The organism is Pseudomonas sp. B21-010, assembly GCF_024749325.1.
In the GTDB taxonomy this organism is placed as follows: domain Bacteria; phylum Pseudomonadota; class Gammaproteobacteria; order Pseudomonadales; family Pseudomonadaceae; genus Aquipseudomonas; species Aquipseudomonas kilonensis.
In genome coordinates, this window is sequence record NZ_CP087198.1 from 2,690,722 (window position 1) to 2,712,234 (window position 21,513).

The 21,513-nt window shown below is 61.6% G+C and carries 19 protein-coding genes; 10 read left to right on the forward strand and 9 right to left on the reverse strand.

Going from position 1 to position 21,513, the window contains the following annotated elements; all coding sequences use genetic code 11:
• The first annotated feature begins 2 nt into the window (after positions 1-2).
• The 8 genes from LOY50_RS11955 to LOY50_RS11990 all read left to right on the forward strand — a co-directional run bounded on the left by LOY50_RS11955 (position 3) and on the right by LOY50_RS11990 (position 8,549).
• On the forward strand, positions 3-1,610 hold the full coding sequence (locus LOY50_RS11955; protein WP_258690943.1) for a bifunctional 3-(3-hydroxy-phenyl)propionate/3-hydroxycinnamic acid hydroxylase: 1,608 nt from the start codon (positions 3-5) through the stop codon (positions 1,608-1,610).
• On the forward strand, positions 1,607-2,371 hold the full coding sequence (locus LOY50_RS11960; protein WP_258690944.1) for a 2-keto-4-pentenoate hydratase: 765 nt from the start codon (positions 1,607-1,609) through the stop codon (positions 2,369-2,371). Before LOY50_RS11955 ends, LOY50_RS11960 begins: the two co-directional genes overlap by 4 nt.
• Before the next feature lie 222 nt (positions 2,372-2,593).
• Complete coding sequence (locus LOY50_RS11965) at positions 2,594-3,535, forward strand: helix-turn-helix domain-containing protein (RefSeq protein ID WP_253473785.1); 942 nt, start codon at positions 2,594-2,596, stop codon at positions 3,533-3,535.
• 239 nt (positions 3,536-3,774) lie between these two features.
• A complete protein-coding gene (locus LOY50_RS11970) occupies positions 3,775-4,443 on the forward strand; it encodes a GntR family transcriptional regulator (RefSeq protein ID WP_258690945.1) in 669 nt (222 codons plus the stop codon).
• Between the two features lie 75 nt (positions 4,444-4,518).
• Positions 4,519-5,325: an ABC transporter substrate-binding protein gene (locus LOY50_RS11975; protein ID WP_258690946.1), complete on the forward strand. Its 807-nt coding sequence runs from the start codon at positions 4,519-4,521 to the stop codon at positions 5,323-5,325.
• 12 nt (positions 5,326-5,337) lie between these two features.
• Complete coding sequence (locus LOY50_RS11980) at positions 5,338-6,114, forward strand: amino acid ABC transporter permease (RefSeq protein WP_014337982.1); 777 nt, start codon at positions 5,338-5,340, stop codon at positions 6,112-6,114.
• A gap of 2 nt (positions 6,115-6,116) precedes the next feature.
• The gene (locus LOY50_RS11985; RefSeq protein ID WP_003200817.1) at positions 6,117-6,896 is read left to right on the forward strand and encodes an amino acid ABC transporter ATP-binding protein; all 780 of its coding nucleotides are present in this window, start codon (positions 6,117-6,119) and stop codon (positions 6,894-6,896) included.
• A gap of 42 nt (positions 6,897-6,938) precedes the next feature.
• Entirely contained in the window at positions 6,939-8,549 is a 1,611-nt protein-coding gene (locus LOY50_RS11990) for a gamma-glutamyltransferase family protein (protein WP_258690947.1), read from the forward strand.
• A gap of 9 nt (positions 8,550-8,558) precedes the next feature.
• Here LOY50_RS11990 and LOY50_RS11995 read toward each other — a convergent pair whose 3' ends face one another.
• The 3 genes from LOY50_RS11995 to LOY50_RS12005 all read right to left on the reverse strand — a co-directional run bounded on the left by LOY50_RS11995 (position 8,559) and on the right by LOY50_RS12005 (position 11,625).
• On the reverse strand, positions 8,559-9,575 hold the full coding sequence (locus LOY50_RS11995) for an NADP-dependent oxidoreductase (protein ID WP_258690948.1): 1,017 nt from the start codon (positions 9,573-9,575) through the stop codon (positions 8,559-8,561).
• Positions 9,576-9,665: 90 nt separating this feature from the next.
• Positions 9,666-10,454 carry an SDR family oxidoreductase gene (locus LOY50_RS12000; protein WP_258690949.1) on the reverse strand — a complete coding sequence of 263 codons (789 nt, stop codon included), beginning with the start codon at positions 10,452-10,454 and terminating at the stop codon, positions 9,666-9,668.
• A 76-nt stretch (positions 10,455-10,530) separates the two neighbouring features.
• Positions 10,531-11,625 (reverse strand): alkene reductase, encoded by a 1,095-nt coding sequence (locus LOY50_RS12005; protein ID WP_258690950.1) that lies wholly within the window; start codon positions 11,623-11,625, stop codon positions 10,531-10,533.
• 170 nt (positions 11,626-11,795) lie between these two features.
• Between LOY50_RS12005 and LOY50_RS12010 the strand changes: the two genes are divergently transcribed.
• A complete protein-coding gene (locus LOY50_RS12010) occupies positions 11,796-12,398 on the forward strand; it encodes a TetR/AcrR family transcriptional regulator (protein WP_253473803.1) in 603 nt (200 codons plus the stop codon).
• A gap of 243 nt (positions 12,399-12,641) precedes the next feature.
• On the opposite strand, the gene LOY50_RS12015 is transcribed toward LOY50_RS12010, so the two are convergent.
• From LOY50_RS12015 to LOY50_RS12040, 6 genes are all read right to left on the reverse strand, one after another.
• Positions 12,642-13,634, reverse strand: a complete 993-nt coding sequence (locus tag LOY50_RS12015; protein WP_253473805.1) for a LacI family DNA-binding transcriptional regulator — start codon at positions 13,632-13,634, stop codon at positions 12,642-12,644.
• Between the two features lie 75 nt (positions 13,635-13,709).
• Positions 13,710-15,212, reverse strand: coding sequence for a glycoside hydrolase family 32 protein (locus LOY50_RS12020; RefSeq protein ID WP_253473808.1), 1,503 nt, complete (start codon positions 15,210-15,212; stop codon positions 13,710-13,712).
• Entirely contained in the window at positions 15,209-16,354 is a 1,146-nt protein-coding gene (locus LOY50_RS12025) for an ABC transporter ATP-binding protein (protein ID WP_253473812.1), read from the reverse strand. The genes LOY50_RS12020 and LOY50_RS12025 overlap by 4 nt, the downstream gene beginning before the upstream one ends.
• 31 nt (positions 16,355-16,385) lie before the next feature.
• Positions 16,386-17,228 carry a carbohydrate ABC transporter permease gene (locus LOY50_RS12030; protein ID WP_038858890.1) on the reverse strand — a complete coding sequence of 281 codons (843 nt, stop codon included), beginning with the start codon at positions 17,226-17,228 and terminating at the stop codon, positions 16,386-16,388.
• The gene (locus LOY50_RS12035) at positions 17,225-18,190 is read right to left on the reverse strand and encodes a carbohydrate ABC transporter permease (RefSeq protein WP_253473828.1); all 966 of its coding nucleotides are present in this window, start codon (positions 18,188-18,190) and stop codon (positions 17,225-17,227) included. The genes LOY50_RS12030 and LOY50_RS12035 overlap by 4 nt, the downstream gene beginning before the upstream one ends.
• Positions 18,191-18,211: 21 nt before the next feature.
• A complete protein-coding gene (locus LOY50_RS12040; RefSeq protein ID WP_214509315.1) occupies positions 18,212-19,486 on the reverse strand; it encodes an ABC transporter substrate-binding protein in 1,275 nt (424 codons plus the stop codon).
• Between the two features lie 170 nt (positions 19,487-19,656).
• Here LOY50_RS12040 and LOY50_RS12045 point away from each other — a divergent pair, with 170 nt between their 5' ends.
• On the forward strand, positions 19,657-21,213 hold the full coding sequence (locus LOY50_RS12045; protein ID WP_253473831.1) for a carbohydrate porin: 1,557 nt from the start codon (positions 19,657-19,659) through the stop codon (positions 21,211-21,213).
• The last annotated feature ends 300 nt before the right edge of the window (positions 21,214-21,513 follow it).

The following is a 21,513-nucleotide window of genomic DNA, read 5'->3' on the forward strand; positions in this document are numbered from 1 at the left end:
CGATGAAGCAGGAGAAAACCCAGGTTGTCATCGTGGGCGGCGGCCCGAACGGGATCACGGCCGCTCATTACATGGGGCTGTACGGCATCGACTGCATCGTCCTTGAGTTGGCTGACGGCGTCCTGCCGTATCCGCGCGCGGTGGGCATGGATGACGAGGCGCTGCGTGTGTTGCAGGGCATCGGCATCGCCGAACTGGCCGCGCGCGACATGATCTGCAACGTGCCCCTGCGCTACTACAATGCGCGAGGCGTGTGTTTTGCCGAGGTCAAGCCGAGCACGGCGAACTATGGCTGGCCGATGCGCAACATCTTCATGCAACAGTTGCTGGAAACGACATTGCGCGAGCAACTGGGCAAGCACGCCAGTGTCGAGTTGCGCCAGGGCCATGAAATGCTCGATCTGGAGCAGGATGCCGAGGGCGTGACCTTGCAGGTGCGCGATGCCCGGGGCGAGCTCTATCAATTGCAGGCGCAGTATGTGATCGGCGCCGATGGCGGACGTTCCAGCGTGCGCAAGAAACTCGGTATCGAACTGCTGGGGCTGACCCATCCGCGCAAATGGGTGGTGATCGACACGGCCAACGACACCCTGGATGCACCGTATACCGCCCTGCATGCCGACCCTCAGCGACCCTTCGTCTGCATCTACCTGCCGTATCAGCAGCGGCGCTGGGAGTTCATGCTCCTGGAGGGCGAAGACGAGACCCGGATGTGCGAAGAGGCGACGATCCGGGATTTGATCCGCGGGCATATTGGCGATGCTGTCGATCAACTGGAAATCATCCGGATCCGCGCCTACACCCATAACTCTCGGGTCGCGGCGCGCTTTGTCCAGGGCCGTGTGGCACTGGTGGGGGATGCGGCGCATATTTCCCCGCCCTGGGCCGGGCAGGGGCTCAATTCGGGCCTGCGTGATGTCGCCAACGTCAGCTGGAAGCTCGCCGCGATTCTCCAAGGACGGGCGTCGCCGGCGATTCTTGCCAGTTACGACCAGGAGCGCCGTGGGCATGCGACCGACCTTATCGCGTTGGCCGACAACATGGGCGCCGTCCTGGGGCTGACCAACCCGTTGATGGCCGGTGTGCGGGACTGGTTGTTCCAGGCCGTCAACAGCGTCGACAACCTGCGCTCGCACTTGCTGGAGTTCAAGTTCAAACCCAAGGCAACCATCACCAAAGGCCTGGTTCATCACGAGCGCGCCGAGCTGCATGAGGATGACCTGGTCGGGCAGTTGTTCATCCAGCCGTCTGTCGAGGACGCCCAGGGTCAGCGCCGGCGCCTGGACGAGGTGCTGGGGCATTCCTATGCGGTGTTGGGCTATCGGGTCAACCCGAGCGAACAGCTCAGTGAAGAAACGGCCGCCTGGTGGGCGCGCTGGGAGACGCGTTTCATCCAGATCAATCGCTCGCGCAGTGGCGTGGGGCGCAACCAACCCTTGTCCGCCAGCGGCGCCATTTGCGTCGAGGACGTCGATAACCGCTTGGGCGAATGGTTTGCCAAGGTGCGTGACTGCGTGGTGGTGGTGCGGCCGGATCGGTTCGTTGCCGCGATCACCACACCCGAGCGGCTCGAAGGCGTGCTGCGCAAATTGGCGGAGCAGCTCTCATGAGGCGCGAAGACGATCTTCTGGTCCGGCTTCAGGATGCCGCGCAGGCCGTCCACGCCTTGCCTTCGTTGGAGCCTCAGGCCGTCGCCCTGCAGGAGGGCTACACCTTGCAACGCGAGGCGCTGCGTCGGCGCCAGGTCGCTGGTGAGCGGTTGACCGGATGGAAAGTGGCCTTCGCCGGCCGCGCTGCCCAGGACCGTTTCGGTATCGATGAACCGGTGTTGGGCGCGCTGACCGATGCCATGGCTGTGGAACCCGGCAGCACGGTGCCCCTGGCACGGCTGATCCAGCCCAAGCTGGAAATCGAACTGGCGTTTGTCCTGGGGCGTACGCTGGTGTCAGGTTTCTACAGTGACGAGGACATCCTCGCCGCCGTTTCCGAGGTCGCGCCAGCATTCGAAATTGCCGATTGTCGTTGGCAGGGCTGGCGTTTCGGCGTCGGGGCGTTTCTTGCCGACAATGCCTCTGCAGGGCTGTATTGCCTCGGGGCGAGGGTGGGGTTCGATCCGGATCGACTGCCCGAAGTGAACTATCGCCTGGCGCATGACGGCGTGCCCTGCGGTGAAGGTAACGTCCTGGCGCGCGAGGACACCCCTCTGGCGAATCTGTGTTGGCTGGTTCGGCGGTTGCTGGCCGACGGGCAGCGCGTTGAAGCGGGGCAGGTGGTGCTGTCCGGGGCGTTGTTGGCGCCGATGGACGTCAGGGCAGGCGAATATCGTTTGCACATGCTTGGCACGGAACTGGCTTTGGTTTTCCGGCGATAAACACTGTTCACCGTAGGAGCTGCCGAAGGCTGCGATCTTTTGATCTTTTGATCTTTTGATCTTTTGATCTTTCGCTTGAGATTCAAGTGTCTGGGGAAAGATCGCAGCCTCGTTGCACTCGACAGCTCCTACACAGCGTCCGACACAGCATCGGCACAGCGTCTGGCACAGCTTTTATAGAGCACCGGGTAATATGCACAGCGTCACCGAGGAACAATGATCATGTTCGCCGAAGTCCGTACCTTCAATGATCCTCAGCAACATGCCGGTTCGATCCTGGGCTGGCAACAGGTCTATGACCAACTCGGGCGTGGCTGCCTTTCCAGCGAACTGCGGCAAGTGTGCGCCGATCGTTTCCAGATCTTCCAGGAGGTGCTGGATAAACGTGTGGTGCAGCGCGGTTGCGCGCCAAAAGGGCGCTTGTGCATTGCCATGTCGCTGGGCGGTGCGCCGGTGGTCCAGGGGCACCAGGTGGGCGCCCACAGTGTCGTGCTGTTGCGCGATGGCGAGGACTTCGTCTTGCACGCCCCGGAAGGCATGCACTTCTTCGCGGCTAATGTCGACACGGTGCGGTTCGCCAAGCTGGCGGCCTACGAGCTGTCGAGCGAGCAGCTCAAGCGTCTGAAAAGCGTGTCCCAGGTCAGCGTGGATGAGGCGGTGCTGCGCCGCGTGCAGCAAAGGATCCACCCACTGTTTCGTCACCTTTTGGAACAGGCGGACGCGATCAATCCGGCTTCGGAAAAAATCCTCGAAGACGTCCTGCTCAACGCCTTTCTCGACCTGTTCAGCCACGCTTCGGACGAGGTGCGTGGCCGGCGCGGCAATTTTGCCGTCAGTGCCTATCTGGTCAAGCGTTGCCAGGAGCTGGTCGTCGCCAGCGCCGATGTGCCCTTGAGCATCCTCGATTTGTGCGAACAATTGCGGGTCAGCCGCAGGACCCTGCAGAACAGTTTCCAGGCGGTCACAGGGATGCGTCCGGTGGAGTACCTGCGTAACCTGCGGCTCAATGCCGTGCGCCGGCGTTTGATCACGACCCGTGCGGCGGCGCTGAACGTCAGTGAAATCGCCGTGGCGATGGGTTTTTTCCACCTGAGTCATTTTGCAGCCCATTACCGGGCGTTGTTTGGCGAGTCACCCTCGGATACGCCTCGGGCGCCGGCATGATGGGCTGCCGCCTGCGGTGTTACCGAAGCGTCATCCTGCACACATAAAGGGCAGCCACTGAGCTGTTTGGTAGCACAGGTGTGCGGCTCAGCCTATGGCCAGGCTTAAAGGCCAGCCGTCGTTTTCCCCGGCAAATCTCTTCAAATCAAACGTTTGCACGATTATGCGTGAGCTTGGCACGCATTCTGCTTTTTTTGAATCCATGGATAATTGGATACAAAAATGCAGAAGGTGCTGCCATGCAATTTGCCCCGACTTACGTTGAACGCCCACCGATGACTGCCGAGGAGGAGGCCTACAACTTCTTGCTCGATGCCATTTGTGGCGGTCGGTTACGCAAAGGCGACCGGCTGATTGCCGAGGACATCGCCAACGAGATCGGCATGAGCCGGATGCCGGTGCGCGAAGCCTTTCGTCGTCTGGATGCCCAGGGCCTGGTGACCCTGCGACCCAATCGCGGGGCGATTGTCAGCGGCCTGGACATCGATGAGTTGCACGAAGTCTTCGAGATGCGCAGCGCCCTGGAAGGCCTGGCAGTTCGTGTCGCGACAGCCAGGATTGGCGAGCGCCAGTTGGCTGCCTTGGAGCGACTGCTGGACGAGATGGACGATTACCGCGAGGAAAGTGCCGAGTGGGTCAGCCGCCATCGCGCGTTCCATGAATACCTGTGCAGCCTCAGCGGTCGCCCGCGATTGCTCAAGCAGATCAGCGCGCTCTATTCCCTGATCGAAGCGCCCATGCGCCTGTGGCTGCAGCATGTGGAAAAGCCCCTGAGTGCGCGCCAGGAGCACATGCTGATCCTCGACGCCCTGCGTGCGGGCGATGCCGAGAAGGCCGAGGCGGTGGTGCGTGCGCACATCGAAGGCACCGTTCCTGAATTGATCGAGTTCCTGCAATCGAAAAAATAACGAGAGCAGGTTTCGAATCTGCCCGTGTTCTGACTTTGAGTACTGCCGTCATTTACTGAACTGGAGTGTCTGGTCATGCATAAGCCTCGCCTGTTGGTTGCCGCTTTATCCTTGGGTTTCTGTGCACAGTGGGCGGTTGCCGCGCCCGTTGTCCCGGAGCGTTTGCTCAAGGTCGATAAACTCGTCTACTGCTCGGGCATGGATTCGCCACCGCTGGTGTCCTTCGATGAAGCGCAGAAACCCAAGGGACTGACCGTGGACCTGGGCCTGGAGATCGCCAAGCGCCTGGGCGACAAGAAGGTGGAGTGGCGGGTCATTCCCTTTTCCGGATTGCTCCCCGCGTTGCTGGCCCGCCAGTGCGACATGATCGTCGACCAGTTGTTTGATAAACCCGAGCGCCGCGAGGTGATCGACATCGTCAACTACATGTATTCCAGCCAGGCGGTGGTGGTGCCCAAGGGCAATCCAAAGGGCCTCAAGACACTGCCGGATCTCTCCGGAGACAAGGTCGCCGTACTTAACGGTTCCACCATCAAGACCCTGCTCGACGCCGAGAACGAGACCCTGGCCAAGGCCGGCAAGCCGGCGATGAAACTGGTGGTCTACAACACCGACACCGATGCCTTCCAGGCCCTGCGCATCAGCCAGGTCGACGCCTACGGCACCACCGTGGAAACCGCCGGTTATTACGCCGCCATGGCGCCCGATCTGTTCGAGGCGGGTGTGCCAGCCTTCAGCCGGATTCTCACCGGCCTGGGTATTCGCAAGGACGATCCGCAACTGACTGCTGCCGTGCAGCAGATCATCGGCGATATGCGCAGCGATGGCAGCTACAGCCAACTGCTGGGCAAATGGCATGTCGCCAGTGACACGCTTGATTGAGGTGAACCACCGATGAATTTCAATTGGGATGTGTTCTGGCAGTACCTGCTGCAGCCCAGTGGGGTGTACCTCACCGGGCTCTGGCTGACCTGCCTGATCAGTGTGCTGGCGATGCTGCTGGGCTGTGCCCTCGGGCTGGCCGCCGCGCTGTTGCGGTTGTCGAAGAACCCGTTGCTGCATTTGCCGGTACGTTTTTACGTATGGCTGATGCGCGGTACACCGTTGCTGGTGCAGATCGTCTTTCTCTACACCGCGCTGGCCGCTGGCGGGATTTTCCGCTTCGAAGACATCGACCTGTTTGGCCTGGTGATCCCCGGCAATATCCAGGCGGCGATCATTGCCCTGGGCCTCAATGAGGGGGCCTACATGGCCGAGATCATCCGCGCCGGCATCGGTGCGGTGGACAAGGGCCAATACGAGGCCGGGCGCTCGCTGGGCATGACCTTCGCCAAACTGATGCGCCGCATTGTGCTGCCCCAGGCGTTCCGGGTCATCGTGCCGCCGCTGGGCAACGAGTTCAACGTGATGCTCAAGAACACCACGCTGGTCAGCGTGATCGGCGTACAGGAATTGTTGCTCAGTACCCAGATGGTCACGTCGGCGACGTTCCGGGTGTTCGAACTGTACCTGGTGGTGGCGATCTACTTCCTGTTGCTGACCACGTTGTGGGGCTTTTTCCAGCGCTGGCTGGAGGCCCGTTTCGGTCAGTCGGACCGGCCCTCGTCACCGCCGCCGGCTTCGACGCGGATGTTCGGTCGCAGCACCCTGAACCTGCTGAGGGCACGTTAACCATGGCGCATAAAAGCGAAGAGCTGATTATCGAGGCGCTGGATGTCCACAAGTCCTTCGGCGAGCTGCAGATTCTCAAGGGCATCTCCCTGCAAGTGCGGCGCGGCGAAGTGGTGGTGCTGATCGGCGCTTCGGGCTCCGGCAAGACCACCTTCATCCGCTGCATCAACTTGCTGGAGGACATCCAGGGCGGGCGGATCCGCGTCAACGGCCGGGCCATGGGCTATCGCGAGCGGGCCGATGGCAGCCTGGTGCGTGAGTCTGAGCGCAACATCGCCCGTCAACGGCGGGACATCGGCATGGTCTTCCAGCGCTTCAACCTGTTTCCTCACATGACGGCCCTGGAGAACATCATCGAGGCGCCGATCCAGGTGCTTGGCGTGACTCGCACCGCCGCGCTGGAGCAGGCCCGCGGCCTGCTGGAGCGGGTCGGCCTGGCGGACAAGGCCGATCACTACCCGTCGATGCTTTCCGGTGGCCAGCAACAGCGGGTGGCGATTGCCCGGGCCCTGGCCATGAAACCCCAGGCCATGCTGTTCGACGAACCCACCAGCGCCCTCGACCCGGAGACTGTCGGCGAGGTGTTGCAAGTGATGAAAGAGTTGGCCGAGGAGGGGATGACCATGGTCGTGGTGACCCATGAAATGGGCTTTGCCCGGGAAGTGGCCGACCGGGTGGTGGTCCTGGACCAGGGCGAGCTCATCGAGCAGGGGCCGCCGGAGCAGATTTTCTGTCACCCCATTCATCCTCGTACCCGGGCTTTTCTCAGTCGCGTGTTATGACCTTTCCCGGCCACTGAATTCCTGTATCGAAGAGCCTTCACCATGCTGAAATTTTCTGCCCACGAATATCCTTATCCGTCGCAACGCCAAAGTGTTTTCGCCCGTCGAGGCATGGTCGCCGCGTCCCAGCCCCTGGCTGCCCAGGCGGGCATCGAGATCATGCAAAAGGGCGGCAATGCCATCGACGCCGCCATCGCCACGGCAGCCGCACTGACCGTGGTCGAACCCACCGGCTGTGGCATTGGCGGTGACGCCTTCGCGCTGGTCTGGTGCAAGGGCCAGTTGCACGGCCTCAACGGCAACGGCCATGCACCGGCTGCCTTGAGCATCGAGGCGGTCAAGGCCGCTGGCCATGAGCAGATGCCGCTCTATGGCTGGACACCGGTGACCGTCCCGGGCTGCCCGTCGGCCTGGGCCGAGTTGTCCCGACGCTTTGGCAAGCTGCCCTTTGCCGAGCTGCTGCAACCGGCGATCAGCCTGGCCCGGGATGGCTTTGCGCTGTCGCCGGTGGTTGCCCATCAATGGCAGGTCGCGGTGAACGAGTTCACGCCCCATCGTGATGCCGTCCTCGAGGCCTGGTTCGAGACTTTCCTGATCGAAGGCCGGGTACCACGGGCCGGGGAAGTTTTTCGCAACCCGGCCCAGGCGCGCACCCTCCAGGAATTGGCCGATACCCGCTGCGAGAGCCTGTATCGCGGTGCGTTGGCCGAGCGCCTGGACGCCCATTCCCGGGCCAGCGGCGGCTATCTGCGGGCCTCGGACCTCAGGGATTATCGCGCCCAGTGGGTGGACCCCATCCACATCAATTACCGAGGCGTGGATGTCTGGGAAATCCCGCCAAGCGGGCAGGGCCTGGTGGCCTTGATGGCGTTGAAGATATTGGAAGGCTTCGACTTCGATCACCGTGACAGCCAACAGACCTGGCATCGCCAACTGGAAGCGATGAAGTCGGCCTACAGCGACGGCCTGCACTACATCACCGATCCTTTGCACATGCGCGTGGCGGTGGCTGACCTGCTCAGCGATGACTACAGTGCCCGCCGTCGTCGGCAGATCGGCGAACAGGCCCAACCGCCCGCGCCCGGCGACCCCCACGCCAGCGGCACGGTGTACCTGGCGACCGCGGATGGGGAGGGCAACATGGTCTCGTTCATCCAGAGCAACTACCACGGGTTCGGCTCCGGCGTGGTGCTGCCCGACAGCGGTATTGCCTTGCAGAATCGTGGGCAGGAATTCAGCCTCGATTCGACCCACGCCAACTGCCTGGCCCCAGGCAAGAAGACCTTCCACACCATCATCCCCGGTTTCCTCACCCGCAATGGCGAGGCCCTTGGCCCGTTCGGCGTGATGGGCGGCTACATGCAGCCCCAGGGGCATGTGCAGATGGTCATGAACCTGGTGGATTTCGGCCTGAACCCGCAAGCGGCGCTGGATGCACCGCGCTGGCAATGGCTGGGGGCGATGAAGGTCGGGATCGAGCACGGGGCCTCACGGGACCTGGCCAATGCCCTGGCGCGACGGGGGCATGAGGTTCAGATCGCCAGCGACCTGACTGACTATGGCCGCGGCCAGATCATTCTGCGCGACCCGGCCAGCGGGGTGCTGTGTGGTGGTACCGAACCCCGGGCGGATTCGCACATTGCTGTGTGGTGATGAACGGTTTCACTCAGCGGCCACTCCTGAGTGGACCTCGATGACGACCTTGCCCTTCGATCGCCCTTGTTCGACATAGCTCAGGGCATCGGCCGTCGCATCGAAGGAGAAGGACCGATCAATCACCGGCTTGATGCTGCCGGCCTCGACGAGCGTGCTGATCTCACGCAATTGAGCACCGCTGGCGCGCATGAACACGAAGGCGTAGCTCACACCTTTTCGGTGGGCCTTGCGGCGTATACCGCTGCTCAACAGGCCCATGATCAGTCTCAGCACCCAGGAAAATCCCTGGGCCTGGGCGAACTGTGGGGTGGGTGGTCCGGAGATGGAAATGAGCTGGCCGCCAGGTTTGAGGATCTTCAGCGATTTCTCCAGCTCATCGGCGCCGAGGCTGTTCAACACGACGTCATAGTCCTGCAGAACGCTGGCGAAATCCTGTTGCTTGTAATCGATGACAACGTCCGCACCCAGGGCTTTGACCCACGCCACATTGGCGGTGCTGGTGCTGGTCGCAACGAAGGCGCCGAGGTGCTTTGCAAGCTGGATGGCGAGGGTGCCGACGCCACCTGAACCGGCCTGGATGAAGACCTTTTGGCCTTGCTTCAGTCGGGCGGTTTCAACCAGTACCTGCCAGGCGGTCAGGGCGACCAAGGGCAGGGCGGCGGCTTCTTCCATGCTGATGTTTGCCGGTTTCACGGCCAGGGCATTTTCGTTCACTGAAATCTGCTCGGCGAAGGTGCCGATGTGCCCATCCGGGGCGCGGGCATAGACTTCATCCCCCGGCTTGAATTGCTCGACAAGGGATCCCACGCGGACCACGACCCCGGCCACGTCATGCCCCAATACCAAGGGAAACGAGTAGGGCAGGATCAGCTTGAACTCGCCTTTGCTGATCTTTGAATCCAGCAGATTGACGCTGGCGGCGTGCACGCGGACCAGAACGTCGTGGTCAGCCACTTCAGGAGCCGGTACCTCGCCAATACGTCCAGCGTGCTTGCCGTAGCGGTCGATTAAAAATGCCTTCATGGTGCTTTGTTCTCATAAGGGGGCAACAGGCTGGTCAGGTGCCCAGAAATGCCAGCGCTGTCCTTCGCGCCGGCGTCCGCTAGACGATGATCACGCCGGGTCTTGATAGCGCTCGGCAACATGGGACTGCCGGATTTGCCCGAGCAGGCCTTGACGTGCGGCCTGCAAGGCATCCCAGCGAGCCTCTTCATGCAGGGGCGGGATGGTCACCGGCTCGCGACGATCAAAACCGACCAGCGCGGCATCGACCAGGTCACCGACTTCCATGATTTCATTCAGGGTGTTGATATCGATGCCCGCGCGTTCCCAGATCTCGGTACGGGTGGCCGCTGGCAGGACGGCTTGTACGTAGACGCCTTTCGGGGAGAGTTCCAGGCTGAGGCCCTGGGAGAGAAACAATACGAACGCCTTGGTTGCGCCGTAGACCGACATACCGAACTCCGGTGCCAGGCCAACGACGGAGCCGATGTTGATAATCGCGCCGTCACCCGCTTTGACCAGGCGTGGGGCGATGGCGCTGGCCAGCCGGACCAGCGCGGTGGTATTGAGCGCCACGAGGTGCGCGACGCTGTCGGTCGACTGTTCGATGAAGGTGCCGGATTGGGCGGCACCGGCGTTATTGACCAGGATGCCGATGTTGGCGTCATCGCGCAGCCGGGCTTCGACGGTTGTCAGGTCGCCGATCTGGGTCAGGTCGGCCTGGAGAATATCGACGGCAACGTTGTGTTCGCTGCGCAGCTTGGCGGCCAGCGCTTCCAGGCGCACGCTGTCGCGGGCCACCAGGACGAGATCGTGTCCACGTTGCGCAAAGCGCTGGGCATAGACAGCGCCAATACCGGTGGAGGCGCCAGTGATGAGAACGGTTGTGCGAGTGTCCATGGAGATTCTCTTCTTCAAGGTATTGATGAGCGAGTCGCGCGCTGTTGTTCAGGCGCGCAGTCGGGTCTGGCCGGTGTTACTGCGCGCTGGATTCAGCGAGCGTTGGATAATCGATGTAGCCCGTCGCACCACCGCCGTAGAGGGTAGCGGGGTTGAATGCCGACAAAGGCGAAGCGGTTCTGAGCCGCTCCACCAGGTCCGGATTGCCGATGAACGGCCGGCCGAAGGCGATCAGGTCAGCCTTGTCTTCGACGAGTCGTGAGGTAGCCAGGTCCAGGTCGTAGCCGTTGTTGGCGATGTAGGTGTTTTTGAAGCGCTGGCGCAAGGCAGCAAAGTCGAAGGGCGCAACGTCGCGCGGTCCACCGGTCGCGCCTTCCACCACGTGCAGGTAAACGATGTCGAGGGCGTTGAGCTGGTCGACCAGGTAGGCGAACTGGGCCTGTGGCGCGCTGCTGGACACACCATTGGCCGGCGAGACCGGCGAGATGCGCAGGCCGGTGCGGTGGGCGCCGACTTCTTCCACCACTGCCGCAGTCACTTCCAGCAGCAGGCGCGCACGTTTTTCAATCGAGCCGCCGTAGGCATCGGTACGCACGTTGGCGCCGTCCTTGAGGAACTGGTCCAGCAGGTAGCCGTTCGCGCCGTGGATCTCTACGCCATCAAATCCCGCAGCAATGGCGTTCGCCGCTGCCTGGCGAAAATCGTTGACGATCCCCGGCAACTCGCTGATGTCCAGCGCTCGCGGTTCGGAAACGTCCTCGAAACTGTTGTTGACGAATACCTTGGTCGCCGGACGCAGAGCGGAGGGGGCCACTGGCGCGGCGCCGTTCGCTTGCAGGTCGACGTGGGAAACGCGGCCGACATGCCACAGCTGCAGGAAAATCCGCCCGCCTTTGGCATGCACGGCCTCGGTGACCGTGCGCCAGCCGTCGATCTGCGCCTGGGTGTAGATCCCGGGTGTGTCCTGATAGCCCTGTCCTTGCTGGGAAATCTGTGAAGCCTCGGAGATCAGCAGGCCGGCCGACGCTCGCTGGCTGTAGTAAGTGGCAGCGAACTCGCTCGGTACAAAACCTTGCCCCGCACGGTTACGTGTCAGCGGCGCCAGGACCACTCGGTTGGAAAGCGTGAGATCACCCAACGTGTAGGGCGTGAACAGGATCTGGTCGGTCATGACGTCTTGTTTCCGTAGGTTTGGATTAAGGGAGAGCGTGCAGCCTGGCGAGGTGAGCACGGCTTTTCATTAGGATGATGATCGAAATCTAAACTGTCAACGAATTTGATTATGCTCGACATCTATGTATGATGTGGGCATGATTTTCGAGCAGCACGAGGGAGTGGAAAATGAGGGTGACCAAGGCCCAGGCCCAGGCAAACCGGGAGCACATCGTCGAGACGGCCTCTGTCTTGTTTCGCGAGCGCGGCTTTGACGGCGTGGGTGTGGCGGACTTGATGGCGGCCGCCGGCTTCACCCATGGCGGGTTCTACAAGCATTTCGGCTCCAAGGCCGACCTGATGGCCGAAGCGGCAGCGAGCAGCCTTGCGCAGTCGCTGACCGACAATGCGGGCATCGACGTGGCTGCTTTCGTCGATCTTTACGTGTCCAGGGATCACCGCGACGGCCGGGGTGGCGGTTGCACCATGGCGGCACTGTGTGGCGACGCTGCCCGTCAATCGCCCGAACTGAAGGCTACCTTTGCCAACGGTATCGAAAACACGCTGGCCGCGCTCGAAAGCCGATACGAGGCCGGACAAGACGCGCCGCAGGAAGCACCGCAGGAAGCGATCAGGGCAAAAATGCTCGACATGTTGGCGCATGCCGTCGGGGCGATCATGTTGTCACGGGCTTGCCCGGACGATTCCGCACTGGCCGATGAAATCCTCGAGGTGTGCCGCGTTCGGATCATCGCGGCGCTGCCGCCGTCGCCCGCGAAACAGCCTGAGTGATCATAATGCTGTTCACTTAAGAAAAACGGTGCACGCGTGGCCAGAGATTGCTCCCGCTGGGTCGTAGGAGCTGTGTAGGAGCTGTGTAGGAGCTGTCGAGTGCAACGAGGCTGCGATCTTTCCCCATACACTTGAATCTCAAGCGAAAGATCAAAAGATCAAAAGATCAAAAGATCGCAGGCTTCGCCAGCTCCTACAGAGCCGAGCGGGAGCAAGCCCCCTCGCCTCGGGTTTGTCGGCGGTCTATAGCGACGCCCTGACCACCAGCGGGCAATCCACCGGCTGGGCGCCCGATACCTCGAGATTCTCGATCAGGTGCCGGGCCGCCTGGCGACCGATCTCGTAGTACGGCAGTTGTACGGTGGTCAGTGGCGGGATGAACAGTTCGGCGATGCCGATCATGTTGTCATAGCCGAGCACCGCGACATCGTCGGGAATTTTCAGGCCGCGACCCAGCAACAACTGATAGGCGCAAAAGGCGATGCGGTCGTTGCCGCAGACCAGGACGTCGAATTGCGGACGGCCGTCAACGATATGCCGGTCGAGAATGGCAGCGGTTTCATCATAGGCGTCGTGATCGGAAAGGTCGTACTGCAGGAGTGCTTCAGGTGCCAGCCCGACGGCTTGACAGGCGCGTTGCAAGCCTTGCTGGCGCAGGCCCCAGGCAAGACTCTTCCTCGGCAAATTGATACACAGCGGGCGCCGATAGCCTTGGCTCAACGCATGCTGCATGGCTCGATGCTGCCCGGCTTCATCATCCGGCACATAACTGACCAGGTGGCTGTCATCGGCCAGGCAATTGGCGAGCACCAGCGGTTTGCTCTTGAGTCGTTCGGGAATGCTCACCTGGCGCAATCCCATGGCACTGAAAATCAACCCGTCGGGGCGGTGCGACAGCATCAGGTCGATGTTCTGGTCGGTGGGCGGGTTGCTCAACAGGTTGAGGATGAAGACGTTCCAGCCTGCCTGCTGCGCGGTCTGTTCGATGGACAGCAGCAACTCGACGGCAAACGGCGTGGTCGCGGTGTCCAGTGCGAACACACCGATGGTGCGCGCCTGCAGGTTGTCGCCGCGCATCCTGCGCGCCGACAGGCTCGGTACGAATTGCAGTTCCTCAATGGCGCGACGTACCCGCTGAAGGGTTTCGGGGCTCAGTTTTTCCGGCGTGTTGAGCGCGCGCGAAACCGTCATCAGGGATACGCCGGCCAGCTGTGCAACGTCTTTCACGGAAGTCATGCGAAGTGCGGCCAGTCAGGTTGACGCAGAATCATGACACAGGCCTTGGGCTTCTCGCGACTCGAATGACGGTACTCACAGCCAGCCCGAGTCCAGAGGCCAAGCCTTGGGAATGGCGACGCGCCCGCCAGTCCCGTTCGCCAACAGTTTCACCCCGAGGCTGTCGGGCCGCGGATAGAGGCGGCTGCTGAAGCTGAAGCGGCCGTTTTCCTCAAACACCTCGATGGACGAGCGATCGAGAAATACCCGCAGGTGCAGTTGTGTTTGCGTCGGCTCGATCGACACGCTGCGCTGACCGCTCACTTGCGCACCCGAGCGGCTGCGATCAAGCACCAGGCGTTGCAGTGACGCATCGTAATAAAGCAGGGTTTGTTCCTGCTCATCGGCGCTGCAGCGCAAGGCGACGCCCAGGTGGCCTTCGGTGCAGCCGAGCAGATCCAGATGCACATGGATTTCGAGCCTGTCGCCTTTCACTTGCGGCACCCAGCAGCTGCCCGACTCGCCCCACGGTGCGATGCTCGGCAGCGGCGCCTGGCGCAGCGCGGTCAGTTCCCGTGCCGGAAACACGCCAAGGCGATCGCCCTGCAGTTCAAGCTCGCGGGGCAAGCCGAGCATGCCGCACCAGTGATGGGCCTGGCTCGGCATCGGGCTTTCCCACATGTCCAGCCAGGCCCACACCAGGCGCCGACCATCGGCGGCCTCCAACGTTTGCGCGGCATAGAAATCGTGACCGTTATCCAGTTCGATGAACGGCCCGCCGGTGAAGTGCCATTCGCTGTCGAGCCGGCCAATGCGATAACCGGTCTGGTACTTGTTGAGGCGTTCGTAACCTTCGGGTTGCATGCCCTGGGGGGAATACAGCAGCACGTCGCGCCCGTCGAGGCGAAACAGGTCCGGGCATTCCCACATGTAGCCATCGCCCTCATTGCCACTGGACACGTAGTCGAGGAACTCCCAGGTGTGCAGGTCGGTGGAGCGGTACAGCGGCAGCAGCGGCTTGTCGCCCAGGCGCGCGCCAGCAATCAGGTACCAATAACCGTCCTCCTGCCAGACCTTGGGGTCGCGAAAGTGCATGATCGTTTCTTGCGGCGCGTTCTCGATGACGGCGCCATGCTTGACGAACCGGATGCCGTCGTCACTGGTGGCCAGGCACTGGACCTGGCGGATAAAGCGCTCGTCACCCACTTCTCCCAGCCAGGTGTGCCCGGTGTAGATCAGCGCCAAGGTGTCGCCACACACCACCGCGCTACCGGAAAAACAGCCGTGGCGGTCAAAGTCATCGCCTGGCGCCAGGGCAAGGGGCAGATGCTGCCAATGGACCAGGTCGGCGCTCTTGGCGTGGCCCCAATACATCGGACCCCATTTGGCATCGAAAGGGTGGTGTTGGTAGAACACGTGATATTCACCACGGAAAAACACCACCCCGTTAGGGTCGTTCATCCAGCCCGCGACAGGCGCCAGATGATAGTCAGGGCGATAGTCGCCGATGAGACGAGACTGACCTTCATTCAGCGCCTGCTGCGCACGTTCAAAGGGGGAGGGCATGGGTGTGTTCATGGCATTTACAGACACAGTCATAGGGCGCCTGCTTTTGGCGAGCGCTGCGGGACGTCCTCCGGGAGGACTTCAATAACAGCAGGATGGCGTCTCAAGGCCGTGCCATCCGCGTCGAACAGATGCATGCTGCCGAACGCCAGTTGCAGTTCAACCCGATCGCCCACTCGCCATCCGGCGTTGACTTCGCAGCGACAGATCAAGGGTTCATCCTCGCCTGACTCCAGGTGCACGTAGGTTTCGCTGCCCAGGTATTCGACCCCGACCACGACGACCCCAGCGCTGCCTTGCGCCGCTTTGAGCGACACGTGTTCCGGGCGAATTCCCAGGGTCAATGGGCTGTTTGCCGCCAGGTGGGTGCTGTCGAAAGGAAGGGGCGTCATGCCCAATAGAGGGCTGTCGATCTGGCTGGTTTCACCTGGGGTGTGCAGGCGCGCCGGCAGAAAGTTCATCTTGGGCGAACCGAGGAAACCGGCGACAAAGCGGCTGGCCGGGTGCTCATAGAGTTCGCGTGGCGAGCCGACCTGCTCGATGCGGCCGCCATTGAGCACGACAATCTTGTCGGCCAGGGTCATCGCTTCAACCTGGTCGTGGGTCACGTAGATCATGGTCGAGCCCAGTCGCCCGTGCAGCCGGGCGATTTCGTTGCGCATCTGCACGCGCAGGGAGGCGTCGAGGTTGGACAGCGGCTCGTCGAACAACAAAATGTCCGGTTCCCGCGCCATGGCCCGGCCCATGGCCACCCGCTGGCGCTGTCCACCCGACAGTTCCCGTGGCTTGCGTTGCAGTAGCTTGTCCAACTGCAGGATTTGTGCGGTTTTCAGCACTCGCTCGCGCAGGGTGGTTTTTTCGGTCTTGGCCAGTTTGAGGCCAAAGCTGATGTTGTCGTAGACGCTCATGTGCGGGTACAGCGCATAGGACTGGAACACCATGCCGACGCCACGCTCGCGCGGCTCCAGGTCATTGACCCGGCGTCCGTCGATCAGCAGGTCGCCGTCGCAGATCGAATCCAGTCCGGCGATCAGTCGAAGCAAGGTCGACTTTCCGCAGCCCGAAGGGCCGACGAAAACCACGAATTCACCTGCCGAGATTTCCAGGCTGACGTCACGAAGAATGCGTGCGCCGCCCAATTGTTTGTTCACGTTGTCCAGCTTCAACTTGATCACGATGCTGTTCCTTTCTTATCTGTGTTGGGCCTCAACCCTTTAACGCACCGGCAGTGAGGCCGGAAACGATGCGGCGCTGGAAGATCAGCACCAGAATCACCAATGGGACCGTGACCAGCACCGACGCCGCCATCAACAAGCCCCAAGGCAATTCATGAGGGCTGCCGCCGGAAATCAGCGCGATGGCGACCGGGACCGTGCGTTGCGAGTCGGTCAGGGTGAAGGTCAGGGCAAACAGGAACTCGTTCCAGGCGGCGATGAAGGCCAAGAGCCCCGTGGTGACCAGTGCCGGCCAGAGCAGCGGCAACAGCACGCGGGTCAGCGTGACCCAGGGTGACGCACCGTCCATGATCGCGGCCTCTTCCAGCTCATGAGGCAGTTGCCCCATGAAGGTGGTCAGCACCCAGACGGTGAAGGGCAGGGTGAAAATCGTGTAGCTCAGGATCAACGCCCAGGATGTGTTGTACAGGCCCAGGGCACGGATCACTTCGAACAATCCCGACAGCACCGCGACTTGTGGAAACATCGAGACGCCCAGGACCATCATCAACACCACGCCGCGTCCGCGAAACTTCACGCGGCCCAGGGCATAGGCGGCGGTCAGGCTGAGGAACAACGCCAGCGCGACCACGCTCAGCGCGACCACCAGCGAGTTGCCGATGGCCCGCAGGAACGAGGCCTGGCTCAGCACGGCGGCATAGTTGGAGAAGTCGGGGTTGTCGATCCAGTAGCTCACCTGGAACAAGGCGCTGGACGGCTTCAGCGACGTGACGATGGCGTAGTAGAACGGGAAGACCGCATACAGCAGCAAGATCCCGATCAGGCACCAGAACCCGGCGCGCAGCAGGGCTTTTTTCAGTAGGCGCGGGCTCATGAGCGAACCTCCAGCTGACGGCGTCCGAGGTACAGGTAAGCCATGGCGATTACCGCCACGACCAGGAACAGCAAGGTCGAAGCGGCGCTGCCGTAACCGACGTCCTGGAATTCCACCAGGTGCTGGCGGGCATAGACCGACATGCTCATGGTGCTCGATGAGTTCGAGGTCAGCACATAGATGACGTCGAACACCCGCAAGGAATCGAGGATGCGAAAGATCGCCGCCACCAGCAATGCCGGCATCAGCAGCGGCAGCGTGACCCACCAGAACACTTTCACCGGGTGAATGCCATCGACCCTGGCGGCTTCGTAGCAGTCGCTGGGCAACATCTGCAAGGCCGCCAGCATCAGCAGCGTGACGAAAGGCACGGTCTTCCAGACGTCGACGACGATCACTGCCCACATCGACAGGTCCGCGTCGGCTGTCCAGGCCAGGGGCGCATCGATCAGGCCGAGGCCGAGCATCATGTGATTGATGATGCCGAACTGGTCGTTGAGCATCCATGACCAGATTTTCGCCGAGACGATGGTCGGGATCGCCCAGGGAATCAGGATCAACGCCCGCACCAGCGCGCGTCCGGTGAACTTGACGTTCAGCAGCAACGCCACCATCAGCCCCAGTACGATTTCCAATCCCACCGACACCACGGTGAAATGCAAGGTGTTGCGCACCGCATTCCACCACTGTGGATCGACGAGGATGCCCGACCAGCCAGCACTGCTGTGAAACAGATAGTTGCTCAAGCCGACAAAGCTTGCATCGCCCGTGTCGGCCAGGCTGGCGTCGGTCAGGCTGAACCAGAATGTGCGCAGCAGCGGCCAGGCCGCCACCAGGGCCAGGCACAGCAGCATCGGGCTCAGGAACAGCCAGGCGGCGCGAACGCGACGGCGTTGTACCGGCGTTTCCCGAGTGAGCAGGTGCTCGTCGTCGCCGGGGGCGAGTGTAGTGGAGACAGACATGGTGATTTCCTTCCTTGTGGCTTACCAGTTCCTGCGTTTGATGCGCGTGAGTTCGCTTTCCAGTTCGGCCAGCGCCTGGTCGACCGGCCGTTCGTCCGCCAGCACGCCGTGCACTTGATCGAAGAACGCATTGGAGACCCGTGGATAGCGGTCGGCGGTGATTGAAGCAGGGCGCATGACCCCATCATTGAGGATGCTGCGCAGTTGGCTGTAGTACGGCATGGCCGCGAGCAACTCGGGATCCTGATACAGCGATTCGATCACCGGGTTGTAGGCACCCACCAAGGCGCGGTGTTTCTGCTGTTGAGCGCTGCTCAGGTAGCTCACCAGTTCTGCGGCGAGCTTGGGGTTGGCGCTGTAGCGCGACACCGCCAGGCCCCAACCGCCGAGAGTGGACGCATGGGTGCCCGTCTCGCCGCCGCGGGGCAGGGGAGCGACGCCGACCTTGTCCTTCACGACGCTGTCCTGGCTTTGCACCAGGGCCCAGACATAAGGCCAGTTACGCATGAACAATGCATTGCCCGACTGGAAGACGCCGCGTCCTTCTTCCTCGGTGTAGTTGAGTACGCCACGCGGGGAGATGTCTCCCACCCAGCTTTTGGCCAGGGTCAATGCGGCCCTTGAGGCCTGGCTGTTGACCACGATGTCGCCTTGCGGATTGACCAGCCCGCCTTGCGGCTGGCTGCTGATCCACTCCAGTGCGTTACACGTCAGGCCTTCGTAGGCGCGCCCTTGGAATACATAACCCCAGGCATTGGCGTTCCCGGCATCGCGTTCGCCCTGCTGGACAGCCCTGGCAGTCGTGGTCATTTCTTCCCAGGTCTGGGGTACGGGCTTGTTGTACTTCTCGAGCAGGTCCTTGCGGTAATACAGCAGCCCCGAGTCGGTGAACCACGGCATGGTCACCAGGCGCCCGTTTACCGTGGCGTTGTCCACCTGGGCCTGGAAGTAACCCTGGGTCGCATTGGCAGGAAGCACCTCGCGCAGGTCCATCAAGTGTTTGGCAAGCATCCCCGGCCACACCATGTCGATCTGGATGATGTCGATGTCGCTGGATTGCGCACTGAGGATCTGTTGGTAGAACGACAACCGTTCGGTTGCCGAGTTAGGTGTGGAAACCACTTCGACGCTGTTGCCGGTCTGCTTCGACCACGCCTCGACGGCCTCCTTGCACAGTTGCAATTCAGCACCCACGGCACCGCAGGAAATCGTCAGGCTGGCGGCTGTGGAGAGGGATGGAAACCCGACGCACAGGCCGAGCAGTGCTGCTGGAAGGATCGATTTGAGCTGTTTCATAAAGCCCTCTTTATTTTTGTTTTTAGAAAAGTTAACGTTAACATCGCCAAATGTAGCAGTGTATTTGCGATGAGGCATCCTTTTTTTCCTTTGGTTTGACAATTCGGAACCTGGGCGAAAAAGGTCGGTCGCGGCAGCAGAACAATAAAAACAAAACAGGGAAAATCCATATGCAGAAAGCATCAAGCTGGCTACTCGCAGGCGTACTCGGCGCCGCGGCGACCACTTCTCAGGCCGCGACTCTGGAAGAGCGCATGGCCGCGTTCGAGGCGCGTGCCAGCGCAGCGGAAAAACGCGCCGCCGCCGCCGAACAGCAAACCCAGGCACTCGCCAGGGAATTGCAGCAACTCAAACTCGCCACGCCCACCATGCAACCGGTGGCGTCCGCCGCTACGGTCCCCACGCTCGATGCTCGCTTGGCAAAACTCGAAGCCAGCCAGCAAAGCACAGAGAAGCAGGGCAGTGGCGCACATCTTACCGACGGCTTCAGCTTCAAGGGCTATGCCCGCTCCGGGTTGCTGATCAATGATGCGTTGGGCGGTGGTCGTGGCGGTCCGTACACCACTCCAGCCGGTTCTGTGGGGGGCGCTGTCGGGCGACTCGGCAACGAGGACGACACCTACATGCGTATCGACCTGTCGAAAGAGCAGTATGCGCAGAACGGCACCCACTCCAAGTTCACGGTGTCCATCGCCGATGGTGTGGAGAGCTCCAACGACTGGACCGCCGATGAAAGCAACCTGAACGTGCGCCAGGTGTTTACCGAACTCGATCACCTCGCGGCATTCAAAGGCAACTCGATGTTCGAAAACTCCACCCTGTGGGCCGGCAAGCGCTTCGACAGGGACAATTTCGACATCCACTGGCTGGACTCCGACGTTGTCTATCTGGCCGGCACCGGTGGCGGTATCTACGATATACAGATGAACAAGAACTGGCGCTCGAACTACTCCTTGATCGGTCGCAACTACGGGGATTTCAGTGAGGGCGGCGTCAATGCCGATGTGGAAAGCTACATCCTGACGTCCAACCAGTTTTTCGACGGTGGCCAGTGGCAGTGGATGTTCAACGCCATCGGCTCGAAGAAAAACGACTTTGCGACCCGTACCAATGAAGCGGGGCTGACGCCGGCCGATTCCGGCTTGCACAGCATGATCGCCAATCACCAGAAAAACTTCTTCGGCCGCGAAGGCTTCTTCAAGACGGCGCTGCTCTATGGGCAGGGGTTGGGGGCTGAGGTCAAGAACGTCGGCTCGGATGGCGAGCTGATTGACGACGCCCGCGCTGTGCGCCTGGCGCTGTACGGCGAAACGCCCCTGGCGTCCGACTGGCGCATTGGCCCGAGCCTGCTGGCTGAGCAAAGCAAGGACCGCTACGTCAAGGGCGACGATTACCGTTGGATGACCCTGAACGTGCGGTTGGCCAATGAAATCAACAGCAATTTCGAGATGGCCTACGAGATGAGCTGGCAAACCATGAAGCTGGACCCCAAGGGCTACCTGCAACGCAATGCGGTCGACGGCAACTTCTGGAAGTTCACGGTCGCCCCGACCTTCAAACCCGACCTGGGCGATCTGCTCACGCGTCCTGAGCTACGCCTGTTCGCCAGCGTCATGAACTGGTCGTCGGACCTGGACCGGTATAGCACCACGGACTCCTTCGGCAAGACTGACTTCAACGCCGGCGGTGTCTGGCAGTACGGCATCCAGATGGAAACCTGGTTCTGATGCCGGCCAGTTGAAGCCTGAGATGGTGGGGTGTCAGTCGACATGGATTTTGTTGACCGGGTACATATCCGTTGCTGCGGTAACGGCTACTTAGGGGACCGCCCTTACGGCGGCTCACTTTTTTTCAGACGCCAAGAAAAGTAAGCAAAAAAGACTTGCCCCACCACTCGGTGCCTCGCCTAGGCTCGGCATTCCTGAACGAAGGCATTGCTCCGTGGGCCGCCGCGAAGGGCCATCCATGACCCAGCGCGGCTATCCCGGCATCCATGCCGGGATGCCCACTCCACAATGCCTGTGTTC